This is a genomic window from Micavibrio sp. TMED2 (genome assembly GCA_002168225.1).
Taxonomy (GTDB): Bacteria; Pseudomonadota; Alphaproteobacteria; order TMED2; family TMED2; genus TMED2.
The window spans coordinates 805,098-817,710 of the sequence record NHBH01000009.1; the positions used below are offsets into that span (position 1 = coordinate 805,098).

Consider the following 12,613-nt stretch of genomic DNA (forward strand, 5'->3'; position numbering starts at 1 on the left):
GCTAGTCGTCCATATGGTAATTGTCGAGGTCGTCAAAGCGGGTGAACTCGTCGATGAAGGCCAGCATCGGGTTGCCGATCGGACCGTGACGCTGCTTGGCAATCACCACCTCAGCCTTGCCTTCCATGAGTTGCGCGCGTTCCGACCATGCCGCGAAACGCTCGTTATAACGGTCCTGACTCTCATCCGGGCGCTGTGCCGGTTCTGCCCGTTGCAGGTAATAGGACTCGCGGAATACGAACATGACCACGTCCGCATCCTGCTCGATCGAGCCCGATTCCCGCAGATCGGCCAGTTGCGGGCGCTTGTCTTCACGCTGCTCGACGGCACGCGAGAGCTGTGACAGGGCGACGACCGGAACATGCAGTTCCTTGGCGAGTGCCTTCAGGCCGCGGGTGATTTCGGAGATTTCCTGCACCCGGTTTTCGGATGAGCTTGCAGAACCGCGCAGCAGCTGCAGGTAGTCGATGACGATCATGCCAATGCCCTTGGTCCGCTGCAGGCGGCGCGAGCGCTGGCGGACCTGACCGATGGTAAGGGCAGGCGTGTCGTCGATATAGAGGCCGGTATTCTGCAGATCGCGGCTGGCCTCGATAAAGGTCGGGATGTCGCGGTCGGTCAACTCGCCACGTCTGATCTTGTGTGACGGAATGCTGGTAACATCGGCCAGAATACGACCGGCGAGCTGATCGGCGGACATCTCGAGTGAGAAGATCAGGACCGGAGCACCGGCCTCGCCATTGCTCTTGTCGAACTCCCGTGCGGCGCGGAAGGCCATATTGGTGGCGAGCGCGGTTTTACCCATCGAGGGGCGACCGGCGAGGATGATCAGGTCAGAAGGGTGGAAACCACCCATTTTGGCATCCAGTGTCTTGAAGCCGGTGGTGACCCCGGTAATGCCGCCACCATGCTGATAGGCCTTCTCCGCAGCATCAATCGCCACGGTCATGGCCTCGACGAGCGAGACGCTGCCACGGTCGGTATCACCGGTGGTGGCGAGATTGAACAGCTGGGTTTCAACCTCGCCGAGCTGTGCTTTCGCGCTGTCTTCAAGGCTGGCCTTCGCCGCCTTGGTCGCCATGTCGTGACCGAGTTCGATCAGGCGGCGGCGCAGATACAGATCGGCAATCGCATTGGCGTAATCGACCACGGCGCCACCGGTGATGGCATTGGCGGCAATCTCTGCCAGATAGCCGCCGCCACCGACCTCGGCCAAATCCGCATCCTGATCGAAATAGGTGCGGAGCGTGCGCGGATCGGCGACCTGACCCTGCTGGATCAGGCGCTGGATCGCTTCAAAAATCCGACCATGGGCCGGCACATAGAAATATTCCGGCTTCAGCTTGTCATCGAGCCGGTCGAGCAGCCGGTTTTCATACAGCAAAGCGCCCAGCAGGCCCTGTTCCGCCTCGATATTGGAGGGCGGCACGGAACGCTGGACATCGCCTTGCGTGCTGGGATCATTGGCGGCGATCACGTCGCCGGAACCGGGATATAGGGGAGCCTGTTGCATGGGCGACAAGCTACCGATAGTTGGGGACGACAGCCAGCGGGAAAAAAGCAAACGGCCGGTGAAAACACCGGCCGTTTATTCACAGGCTGTGAATCACGGTAACAAGCGTGACCCTTGCCAACCCTTATGCGGTAACTTCTTCGCTCTCTTCAGCGGTTTCAGCGTCAGCAGCTTCGGCCAGTGCTTCCGCATCGGCTTCGTCGACTTCCTCAATCTCGCTGTTTTTCAGCTCTTCCTCGCTGACCAGATCGCCTTCCTCGTTACGGACGAGGGCACCACCGGTTTCGCGCTGGATTTTCGCTTCGTCGGCAGAACGGGCGATGTTCACAGAGACGGTCACGCTGACTTCGGAGTGAAGGGAAACGCGAACGTCGAACAGGCCCAGCGTCTTGATGGCGAGGTTGAGAACAACCTGCCCGCGACCGACCTTGAAGCCGGCGTCGTTGAGGGCGTCGGCAACGTCACGGGCGGTGACGGAACCATAAAGCTGACCGGCTTCACCAGCCTGGCGGATCAGGACAACTTCCTGACCGTCCATGCTCTTGGCGACGGCTTCAGCTTCCTGACGACGCTTCAGGTTGCGTGCTTCCAGCTCTTTCTTCTGTGTTTCGAAGAGAGCGAGGTTGTCTTTGTTGGCCCGCAGCGCAATGCCTTTAGGCAACAGGAAATTGCGGGCATAGCCCGGCTTTACTTTAACGACATCGCCCATCTGGCCCAGATGTTCGACGCGCTCTAACAGGATAACGTCAAGCATATTTCTTCTCCAACTTAGGCCCCAGCTTGGCAATAAACCATTCGCGCATCTGCAGGGGCGCATCCAAAAAACCCAAAATTGCAATGATGGCCAGCGAACCGAAAGTCGCGGTAAGCGTAACCACCAGATAAATCATCCAGCGAAGGAACCAGCCATATTTGATCTGTCTGGTTATATCGCCAATAACGCCAAAGCCGGCAATAACAGCGGGTATCGCCAGTATCATGGCGATATTCAGGGTAATGAACCTGATATCACCGATGGTCTGGCTGGCAATGATGCCGAACAGTGCCGTGATGATCACGTACCATACCGGCAAGGCTGCCTGTCCCAGTCTTACAGTTGGCTGAACGGTCATCTGGATGAACCGGATAGAGGCCATGGCAAACTTAAGGGATGCCAATATCCAGATGCTGAACACCACGGTCACATAAGTCGGTGCGTATTGTGCTGCATTCATCAGCATCGACATTATCTGACGCTGGCCTTCGGTTGCCGGAGCGCTGTCGATTTCACCGAACAGAAACTCGTTCATGAAGCCGATGCTGTATTCACCTAATACAAGCTCCGAGACGACAAATGCAGTGCCATAAACCCCGATAAAGGACATCAGTGTGATGCCATTCCTCAATCGGCCATGGGCTACATCCGGCCATAAAAACCACTGTAAGCTGTTACTACTCTCTTTTCTCTCCTCTGTTTTGTCTGGCCAGAGCCGCCGGTCCTGCAATCCGATAAACAGCGCGATTGGAATGAAAATTCCGCATGTCGCCGTTATCAGGCTTGGCAGGTCCAGATAGAACAGGCCGCCGACAAAAACTGTCAAAAAGCCAACCAACAGGCTGTCAAAACCATAGATAAAGCCAAGCAGACCAAAAATCAGGGGCACCGTATAAAAGAATGGCAAGCCAATGATTGTAGTTACCTGAGCCGCCCAGATGCAGGCGGTGGCAATCATGCCAAAACAAATTCCGGCGATGATCTTCTGCCGCCAGCTTTTGTTGCCCGGGATAACCTCGGTTCTGCCTGTTTCGTCAATATCACTGTCAGTCATGACGAAACCCGTCAGTTCCAAACCGGCCGGTTACGCGCCCGGATCGGGGCGCATAACTGGTCGCTTAAAAAATCCTTATGACTTCACGACATAAGGCAGCAATGACAGGAAGCGTGCACGCTTGATCGCCTTGGACAGTTCACGCTGTTTCTTTGCAGAAACGGCAGTGATCCGGCTTGGAACAATCTTGCCACGCTCGGAGATATAGCGAGACAGCAGGCGAACGTCTTTATAGTCGATCGCCGGAGCGCCTTCACCAGAGAATGGGCAAGTCTTGCGACGCCGGAAAAATGGACGGCGTGCTGAACGTACGTTGCTCATGCGTCATCTCCTACGGTTTCGGTTTCGTTGTTATCGGAAGAGTCTTCGTTACGTGGGCGGCGGCTGCCACGATCACCACGATCGTTGCGGTCACCACGATCACCACGCTCGCCACGGCCACCGGGACGCTCACTGCGCTCACCGCGGTCACGCTGCTGCAGAACAGCAGATGGCTCGCTGTCGAGCTCTTCAACGCGAATGCTCATGTAACGGATAACGTCTTCGTTGAAACGCAGGGAACGCTCCATTTCCGCAAGAGCGGCTGGAGGGGCGTCGATGCCTAGCATCACATAATGCCCTTTGCGGTTCTTTTGAATCCGGTAAGACAAAGCGCGCAGACCCCAGTTTTCGGTCTTGACGACTTTGCCGCTATTTTCAGTCAAAATGCTGGTCAGGCTTTCGGTGATCGCATCAACCTGCGCTGCCGAAACGTCCTGCCGTGCAATAAACACGGTTTCGTATAAAGCCACTGCAATGTGCTCCTTCTGGCTGTTGAGTGATCTGGCGCCACTTCCAAAAACGCTGAATAATCAGTGTTTTGGCTTGGCCGCCCAGATCTAGCCGATATCAAAAGCGATACCGGCAAGGAGGTATCCCCATATGGCGGGGATGGCGCAATATAGCCAGAACGCGCACAAACTCAAGCCCAGTTTGGAAAGCCCGGTCGCTGAACACAGGGGAACAGCCTTGCAGTACCGCTGTCCCGCGATTGCTTGACAACGGGCCGATGGTGTTTATCCATGCGCGCCCAACAGGACAACAAGCACATCAATGTGCGAACACGGACACCAACAGCGAAACACGAGAGTGACAGCAGTCATGACCAAACTTGCGTTTGTATTCCCCGGACAGGGCAGCCAGAAGCCGGGCATGGGGCAGGAACTGGCCGAGGCATTCGGCGTCGCACGCGAAGTCTTTGAAGCCGTGGATGACGCGCTGGATCAGCATCTGAGCCGCCTGATGTTCAATGGCCCGGCCGAGGAACTGACCCTGACCGCCAATGCGCAACCGGCCCTGATGGCCGTCAGCCTCGCCGTAACCGAGGTGCTGCGCCGGGAAATGGGTATCGATATCTGTTCAAAGGCCAGCCTGGTCGCTGGGCATTCGCTGGGTGAGTACAGCGCTGCCGCTGCTGTCGGTGTCTTTGACATTGGCCAGACGGCAAAACTGCTCCGTCTGCGCGGTGAGACCATGCAGGCCGCCGTACCACCGGGCGAGGGGGCCATGGCTGCCATTCTTGGGCTTGAGCTTGATGCCGTGACCGATCTGGTCAGTGAGGCAAGCGGTGATGATGTCCTTGCCGTGGCCAATGACAATGCGCCGGGGCAGGTGGTGGTCAGCGGTCATGTGGCTGCTGTCGACCGGGCGATTGCGCTTGCCAAGGATAAAGGTGCCAAGCGTGCGCTGCCATTGCCGGTCAGTGCGCCATTCCATTGTCGCCTGATGGCCCCGGCAGCCGATGCCATGGCCAATGCGCTGGCCCAGATCGACCTCAAGCCCGCTTCGGTGCCGATGGTCTCCAATGTGATCGCCGAGCCGGTCTCTGCACCATCCGATCTACGCCGTGTCCTTGTGGATCAGGTCACCGGTACCGTGCGCTGGCGCGGTTGCGTTGATTATATGGCGGCGCAGGAGGTTGAGGCGATCTATGAACTCGGTGCCGGCAATGTGCTGTCGGGTCTGGTCAAACGCATCAACCGCGATATCAAAACCGGTAATGTCGGCACGCCGGGTGAGCTCGAAGAACTCGCCAAGCTGCTCGCCTGATCCGGTCTTTCATTCATTACAGTTGGGATAGGTAATCCATGTTCAGTCTTGATGGCAAAACAGCACTCGTCACCGGCGCTTCCGGTGGTCTCGGTCAGTCCATTGCGAAAAGCCTCCATGCCAATGGCGCCCATGTCATTCTGAGCGGTACCCGTGAAGCGGTGCTGAATGAGGTCGCACAGGAAATCGGTGGCGACCGGGTACATGTGGTGACCGCCAATCTCGGTGACGCCGAAGGGATCGAGAAGCTCGCCAAGGATGCCGAAGCGGTGACCGGTCAGGTCGATATTCTGGTCAACAACGCCGGTATCACCCGTGATCAACTGGCCATGCGCATGAAGGCAGAGGACTGGCAATCGGTTCTCGACGTCAATCTGACGGCACCTTTCAGCCTCGCCCGGGCCATGCTGCGCGGCATGATGAAACGCCGCTGGGGCCGAATCATCGGCATTACTTCTGTCGTTGGCGTGACCGGCAACCCCGGCCAGACCAACTATGCCGCCGCCAAGGCCGGTATGATCGGTATGACCAAATCGCTGGCGCAGGAGATTGCCAGCCGGGGTATTACCGTCAACTGTGTTGCCCCCGGTTTTATCCAGACCGCCATGACCGATGCTTTGGATGACAAGCAGCGCGAAACCATGCTAGGCCGCATTCCTACAGGGACTTTCGGTGCGCCGGATGACATCGCCTCGGCTGTTGCCTACCTCGCGTCACCGGAAGCGGGTTACGTGACCGGGCAGACCCTGCACGTCAATGGTGGCATGGCCATGATTTAACCGTATCGGGACGGTACTTTCCCGAACAGTCTTGGCGCGTGTCCAACAATCATGCTAAGGGACCGCGTTATTTTGCAATCGGCAGTTTCGTATGAGCTGCCTCCACTGTCCGTTTCGAGACAATTCTGACTAGTAGAAGGACCTATAGCGATGGCCGATATTGCCGAACGCGTTAAGAAGATCGTTGTTGAACACCTCGGTGTTGAGGAAGACAAAGTAAGTGAAAACGCCAGCTTCATTGATGATCTTGGCGCAGACAGCCTTGATACCGTTGAGCTGGTCATGGCGTTTGAAGAAGAGTTCGGTGTCGAGATCCCCGACGATGCGGCAGAAAAAATTCTGACCGTCGGCGATGCTGTCGAGTTCATCAAAGCCAACTCTGATTCCTAAGCTTTGGGAACTGGTCTGGGTGTAAGCCCGGACCGGGCCCTGCTTGGACCTGCATGTAAATCTCAGGGAATTGATCGTTATGCGACGCGTCGTGGTAACTGGACTTGGCATGGTGTCACCGCTTGGTGGCTCTGTTGTCTCCAGCTGGGACCGCCTGATTGCCGGTAATTCCGGTATCCGGCCTATTGATAGCTTTGATGCCAGCGACCTGCCGTGCCGGATTGCCGGTACCGTGCCTGATGTGTCCGAGGGCGATCACGGCTTCGATCCCGATGCTGCCATGGCAGCCAAGGACCGTCGCAAAAATGACCGTTTCATCGTGCTCGCCATGGCGGCAGCCGATGAGGCGGTAAAAGACTCCGGCTGGTTGCCGGAGGATGATGAGGACAAGGACCGTACCGGCGTCATGATCGGTTCCGGTATCGGTGGTCTCGGTACCATCGACGAGAGTTCCCGCATCATGGACACCAAGGGACCGCGCCGTCTGTCGCCGTTCTTTATCCCGGCCTGTCTGATCAATCTGGCGTCCGGTCAGGTATCCATCCGCTACGGTTTCCGTGGCCCGAACCATTCTGTCGTAACCGCCTGTGCAACCGGTGCCCACGCCATTGGTGATGCGGCCCGGATGATTGCGCTCGACGATGCCGATGTGATGGTTGCCGGTGGTGCAGAAGCCGCGGTGAACCGCCTCGGCATTGCCGGTTTCGCCGCTTGCCGTGCCCTGTCCACCAGCTACAACGACACGCCGGAACAGGCTTCGCGTCCGTTTGACAAGGGCCGCGATGGCTTTGTCATGGGGGAGGGCGCCGGTGTCGTCGTCTTGGAAGAATATGAGCACGCGAAAAAGCGCGGTGCCAAAATCTATGCCGAGGTTGTCGGCTACGGCATGTCCGGTGACGCCCACCATGTGACGGCACCAGCCGAGGATGGCAATGGCGGTTACCGCGCCATGAAGGCCGCGCTCAAGCGTGCCGGTCTGAACTCTTCTGACGTTGATTACGTCAATGCGCACGGCACCTCGACTCCGCTCGGTGATGAAATCGAGATCAACGCGGTTCGTCGCCTGCTTGGCAATGACTATGACCATGTGAGCATCTCTTCGACCAAATCAGCCATCGGTCACCTGCTTGGTGCTGCCGGTGCGGTTGAGGCAATCTTCTCGGTCCTCGCGATCCGGGATCAGGTGGCACCGCCGACCCTGAACCTCAAGGACCCGTCAGACGGTCTTGCCGGGATTGATCTGGTGCCTCTGAAGGCAAAAGAGCGTAAGATTGATGTGGCGCTGTCCAACAGCTTCGGCTTCGGCGGCACCAATGCCAGCCTGATCTTCAAAGCCGCCAGCTGATCACTGGACACACTATCCGAGCCTTCTGATGACCGACACGGATCAAACGACAACGCCGGAAGTGCCAGAACCCGAAACCACTGAAACGCCACGGCCGCGCAAGTCACGGCTATGGCGTTTTGTGATTCTGGGCTTTGCCGTGGTGGCGATTGTTGTCGCCTCGGTCATTGCCGGCAGCTTTGCCTGGATCAACGCTTGGGCCTTCCGCGCCGGGCCGCTCAGCCAGCAGACGACCGTTGTTATCAAATCCGGACAGGGACTGTCCTCGATTGCCGAAAGCCTGCAGGCTGCCGGGGTAATCGAGCATCCGCAGCGTCTGGTGCTCTGGGCCCGGCTCAACGATATGGGCCGCAACCTCAAGGCCGGTGAGTACAGTTTCAGCCCCGGCACCAGCCCGCGCGGTGCGCTGGCGCTGCTGGAGGAAGGCGATGTGGTTATCTATCAGCAGCGCATTCCCGAGGGTCTGACCAACCGTGAGGTTTTCGACCGGCTGGAAGCTGATGACCGGTTGAGTGGCGAGATCACTGCCCCGCCAGCGGAAGGCTGGCTCTTGCCCGAGACCTATAACTACCAGCGTGATGATGATCGGCAGGAACTGGTCTCACGCATGGAACAGGCCATGCGTAACACCCTTGATGCGTTGTGGGACAGCCGCGTCGAGGGCTTGCCGTTCAACACCAAGGAAGAGGCGCTAGCACTGGCTTCCATCGTGGAGAAGGAAACCGGCCTCGATGCCGAGCGGGCCAAGGTTGCCGCTGTCTTCGTCAATCGCCTGAAGCGCGGTATGAAACTGCAATCGGACCCGACCGTGATCTATGCCCTGACCGACGGGCAGCAGCCGCTGGGTCGAATGCTGACCCGCGCCGACTGGAAGTTCGATCACCCTTATAACACCTACCGGATTGCCGGACTGCCGCCGGGACCGATTGCCAATCCGGGTCGGGCGTCGATTGAGGCCGTGCTTAATCCCGACAGCCATAATTACATCTTCTTCGTCGCCGATGGCAGCGGTGGTCACGCCTTTGCCGTCACCTATGACGAGCATAAACGGAACATCGCGCGGGCCAGGGCTGCGCGGAACGGAAACTGACCCATGACTGATAAGACTGCCTCCGCACCGGTATCCAGTATGACCGGATACGCCAATATCGCCGGTGGTGCCGAGGGCGTGCGCTGGACGTTCGAGGCGCGCAGCGTCAATGGCCGTGGCCTTGATATCAAGCTGCGCCTGCCATCCGGCTGGGACGTGCTCGATGGGATCATCAAGGAGCAGTGCCGCAAGCATTTGGTCCGGGGCAATGTTTCGATCTCGGTTCAGATCGAGAGCGATCAGGCCGATACCGCCATGTCGCTAAACGAATCACTGGTCCGGCAACTGACCGAAATTGCCGACAAGGCCGCTGCCATTACCGGCCAGACGGTCAGTCTCGACAATATTCTGACCATTCGCGGTGTGCTGGAAGAGGCAGAACCGACCCGCCAGCTCGAGACGACAATCGAGGCGGTTCAAGCATCAATCACAACGGATATCGAGGCGCTGATCAGTGCCCTGCAGACCGCTCGCCGTGCCGAGGGTTCGGCTCTGCACGATATCCTGAAGGGGCACCGGCAAACCCTCGGTGACCTGATTGTACAGGCGGAGGGTCAGGCCCGGACCATACCGGACGAACTGCGCAGCAAACTGACCCAAAGTATTGAAGAACTTACCAGAGAGACGGATGTCTCGATTGCCGAGGAACGCCTGGCGCAGGAAGTCGTTATGCTCGCGACCAAGGCCGATGTGCGTGAGGAGATCGACCGGCTGAAGGCCCATATGGCGAGCCTAGACGAGTTGCTGGGTGAGGGGCGCGGTATCGGGCGGCGGCTCGATTTTCTGGCACAGGAATTCAACCGGGAAGCTAATACCCTGTGCTCGAAATCCAGCACGACCGGCATGACAAAAACCGGTCTTGCACTGAAAACTGTCATCGATCAGTTGCGCGAACAGGTTCAAAATGTTGAATAACAGGCTATGACCCTCTGAGCTACCGCGTGCCCCATGACCGAGACCACTGCCAATACCGCTGAAAACGGCCTGCCCGAGGCGCTTGTCGCCCTGACAAAGCGCTTCAACTCCATGCCCTTGGGCGATGGCTCTGAGGTGCCGAACCGTGAGGGCGCGATTGCCGCGCCCGGGGTCAAGCGTCGCGGCCTGATGCTGGTGCTGTCCTCGCCATCGGGAGCGGGAAAAACCACCATCTCACGCCGCCTGCTGGCCGATAATCCGGGAATGGCGCTGTCGATCTCCGTCACCACCCGCCCGATGCGTCCGGGTGAGGAGGATGGTCGCGACTATTACTTCGTCACCGAGGAAGAGTACCGGCTGCTGGTGGAGCATAACCAGTTGCTCGAACATGCCATGGTCTTTGGCAACTATTACGGCACGCCAAAAGCGCCGGTTGAGGCGGCCCTGAGTGCCGGTCGGGATATCCTGTTTGATATTGACTGGCAGGGGACGCAGCAGATGGCGGACAGTGCCCGCCCGGACCTCGTTACGGTCTTCATCCTGCCGCCCTCAGCGGATGAACTGGAGCGCCGCCTGAAGGCACGGGCACAGGACAGTGCCGAGGTGATCGCCAAGCGCATGGGCAAGGCGGCTGGCGAGATGAGCCACCATTCGGAATATGATTACGTGATCATCAATCACAATCTGGATCTGAGCGTTGAGCGGGTGCAGACCATTATCGAGGCCGAACGCCTCAAGCGCGTGCGTCAGAGCGGGTTGATCGACTTCGTCCGGCAGTTGCAGCAGGGCTGCTAGCTCTAGCCCGCTGTTGTCCCGACACGCATCTGTGCGATGCGCAGGAAGTCCGGCGGTGCGATTTCTTCCGCACGGGCCGTGGGTTTGATGCCAAGCTCCTCCAGTGCTGCAACCGGATCATCGAACACGGTTTTCAGACTGCTGCGCAGCATCTTGCGCCGCTGACCGAAAGCGGCTGCTGTTACCTTTTCCAGTGCGGAAAATTCTTCGCGTGACAGACCCGGCTCGCGCGGCGTCAGGCGGACAACGGCACTGTCGATCTTGGGCGGCGGGGTAAAGGCACGGGCCGGGATGGTCATAACATAGCTGACATTGGCACAAAGCTGCGCCAGCACCGACAACCGGCCATAGGCCTTGCTGCCGGTCGCAGCGGCTATCCGGTCGGCAACCTCACGCTGGAACATCAGGGTCAGTGAGTGAAATTCCGGCATCTGGCCAAGCCAGTTGATCAGCATCGGCGTGCCCACATTATAGGGCAGATTGGCGACGATCGCCCGTGGGGCCGGTACTGCCTCAACGAGGTTCACGGTCAGGGCGTCGGCGGAGATCACCCGGAAAAAGCCGTCGCAGGCATCGACCAGCGGTTGCTGGAAGGCGACAAACCGTTCGTCGCGTTCGATGGCGATAAAGCTGGCGAGGTCAGCCTCGACCAGTGCCCGGGTCAGGCCACCGGGGCCAGGGCCGATCTCGATGGCATTGATTGCCGGTGTCAGCCCGGCTTCACGCACGATCCGCCGGGTCAGGTTCAGGTCGAGCAGGAAATGCTGGCCGAAGGATTTGCGCGCCCACAGCCCCTCGCTCTGCAACTGATCGCTGAGCTTGGGCATGGCCTCCACATGGGCAATACGGCTGGCAAGATCAGTGGTCATTGTCATGCTCGCCCTTATCGGCCATCTCTGCCGCCATATTGATCGCCGCAATCAGGCTGTCCGGTTGGGCAATACCCTTGCCGGCAATGTCGAAGGCGGTGCCGTGATCCGGTGATGTACGGATAAACGGTAGGCCAAGCGTGACATTCACCGTATTCGCCATATCCAGTGTCTTTACCGGGATCAGCGCCTGATCGTGATACATGCAGAGCGCCACATCATAGAAGCTGCGCTTGCTCTGTTCAAACAGGGTATCGGCGGGGAAGGGGCCGTTGGCATCAATGCCCTTGGCCTGCAGCGCGGCAATGGCGGGTTTGATGATCTCGTCATCCTCCTTGCCCATGAGGCCGCTTTCCCCGGCATGGGGGTTGAGGCCGGAAATTGCGAGGCGTGGGTGGGTGATGCCGAAATTCGCCGTGAGGTCGGCAGCGGCAATCTCCGCCGTTTCGATAATCAGATCGGTGTTGAGCACCAACGGCACCGTGGCGAGCGCGATATGCACGGTAACCGGTATGGTGCGGAGAGACGGTCCCGCCAGCATCATGACCGGACGGCGCACAGTATGTCCCGCATCCTCGGCGAGCTGTCCCAGATACTCGGTATGGCCCGGATGCCTGAACCCGGCGCGGATCAGCACGTCTTTGGCGATCGGATTGGTAATGACAGCGGCAGCGTGGCCATCGAGCGTTGCGGCAACAGCGCGCTCGATACTGGCCAGAATGGCGGCGGCATTGTCGCTCGATGGTTTGCCTGGCTCTGCGGCAACTGGCATCGGCAGCGGCCAGACATGCAGTGTGTCGGATTTTGCTTCAGGAATGCTGTCCAACGTATCGGTGGCATCAAGCACATTGATTGCCGTGTCGATCCCCAACTGCTGTTTGAGTTTGTTGAGGCGGTCAGGGTCATCAAGGGCAATGACCGGGCGATCGCCGGTCTTCAGCCGCGCATCGGCGATGGCGCGCAACAGGATTTCCCCGCCGATCCCGGCCGGGTCGCCCATGGTGACAAGAAGCGGTTTCAT

At 58.7% G+C, this 12,613-nt stretch carries 14 protein-coding genes; 7 read left to right on the top strand and 7 right to left on the bottom strand.

The window, feature by feature from the left end; genetic code table 11:
• Window position 1: 1 nt before the first annotated feature.
• The 5 genes from CBB62_15370 to CBB62_15390 form a co-directional block, all read right to left on the bottom strand.
• Window positions 2-1,513, bottom strand: coding sequence for a replicative DNA helicase (locus CBB62_15370; protein OUT39734.1), 1,512 nt, complete (start codon window positions 1,511-1,513; stop codon window positions 2-4).
• A 124-nt stretch (window positions 1,514-1,637) separates the two neighbouring features.
• Window positions 1,638-2,267: a 50S ribosomal protein L9 gene (locus CBB62_15375; GenBank protein ID OUT39735.1), complete on the bottom strand. Its 630-nt coding sequence runs from the start codon at window positions 2,265-2,267 to the stop codon at window positions 1,638-1,640.
• Window positions 2,260-3,342 (bottom strand): hypothetical protein, encoded by a 1,083-nt coding sequence (locus CBB62_15380; GenBank protein ID OUT39736.1) that lies wholly within the window; start codon window positions 3,340-3,342, stop codon window positions 2,260-2,262. The genes CBB62_15375 and CBB62_15380 overlap by 8 nt, the downstream gene beginning before the upstream one ends.
• Before the next feature lie 54 nt (window positions 3,343-3,396).
• Complete coding sequence (locus tag CBB62_15385; protein ID OUT39737.1) at window positions 3,397-3,642, bottom strand: 30S ribosomal protein S18; 246 nt, start codon at window positions 3,640-3,642, stop codon at window positions 3,397-3,399.
• The gene (locus CBB62_15390) at window positions 3,639-4,112 is read right to left on the bottom strand and encodes a 30S ribosomal protein S6 (protein OUT39738.1); all 474 of its coding nucleotides are present in this window, start codon (window positions 4,110-4,112) and stop codon (window positions 3,639-3,641) included. The genes CBB62_15385 and CBB62_15390 overlap by 4 nt, the downstream gene beginning before the upstream one ends.
• Before the next feature lie 349 nt (window positions 4,113-4,461).
• On the opposite strand from CBB62_15390, the gene CBB62_15395 reads away from it, so the two are divergent.
• From CBB62_15395 to CBB62_15425, 7 genes are all read left to right on the top strand, one after another.
• Window positions 4,462-5,409 carry a [acyl-carrier-protein] S-malonyltransferase gene (locus tag CBB62_15395; GenBank protein OUT39739.1) on the top strand — a complete coding sequence of 316 codons (948 nt, stop codon included), beginning with the start codon at window positions 4,462-4,464 and terminating at the stop codon, window positions 5,407-5,409.
• Between the two features lie 38 nt (window positions 5,410-5,447).
• On the top strand, window positions 5,448-6,188 hold the full coding sequence (locus tag CBB62_15400) for a beta-ketoacyl-ACP reductase (protein ID OUT39740.1): 741 nt from the start codon (window positions 5,448-5,450) through the stop codon (window positions 6,186-6,188).
• A 150-nt stretch (window positions 6,189-6,338) separates the two neighbouring features.
• A complete protein-coding gene (locus tag CBB62_15405) occupies window positions 6,339-6,578 on the top strand; it encodes an acyl carrier protein (protein ID OUT39741.1) in 240 nt (79 codons plus the stop codon).
• 79 nt (window positions 6,579-6,657) lie between these two features.
• A complete protein-coding gene (locus CBB62_15410) occupies window positions 6,658-7,923 on the top strand; it encodes a beta-ketoacyl-[acyl-carrier-protein] synthase II (GenBank protein ID OUT39850.1) in 1,266 nt (421 codons plus the stop codon).
• 28 nt (window positions 7,924-7,951) lie between these two features.
• Complete coding sequence (locus CBB62_15415; protein OUT39742.1) at window positions 7,952-9,013, top strand: hypothetical protein; 1,062 nt, start codon at window positions 7,952-7,954, stop codon at window positions 9,011-9,013.
• Between the two features lie 3 nt (window positions 9,014-9,016).
• Complete coding sequence (locus CBB62_15420; GenBank protein OUT39743.1) at window positions 9,017-9,928, top strand: YicC family protein; 912 nt, start codon at window positions 9,017-9,019, stop codon at window positions 9,926-9,928.
• 111 nt (window positions 9,929-10,039) lie between these two features.
• Window positions 10,040-10,723 (top strand): guanylate kinase, encoded by a 684-nt coding sequence (locus CBB62_15425; protein OUT39851.1) that lies wholly within the window; start codon window positions 10,040-10,042, stop codon window positions 10,721-10,723.
• A gap of 2 nt (window positions 10,724-10,725) precedes the next feature.
• On the opposite strand, the gene CBB62_15430 is transcribed toward CBB62_15425, so the two are convergent.
• Together CBB62_15430 and CBB62_15435 are read right to left on the bottom strand one after the other, a co-directional pair.
• Window positions 10,726-11,592, bottom strand: coding sequence for a 16S rRNA (adenine(1518)-N(6)/adenine(1519)-N(6))-dimethyltransferase (locus tag CBB62_15430; GenBank protein OUT39744.1), 867 nt, complete (start codon window positions 11,590-11,592; stop codon window positions 10,726-10,728).
• Window positions 11,582-12,613, bottom strand: coding sequence for a 4-hydroxythreonine-4-phosphate dehydrogenase PdxA (locus tag CBB62_15435; protein OUT39852.1), 1,032 nt, complete (start codon window positions 12,611-12,613; stop codon window positions 11,582-11,584). The genes CBB62_15430 and CBB62_15435 overlap by 11 nt, the downstream gene beginning before the upstream one ends.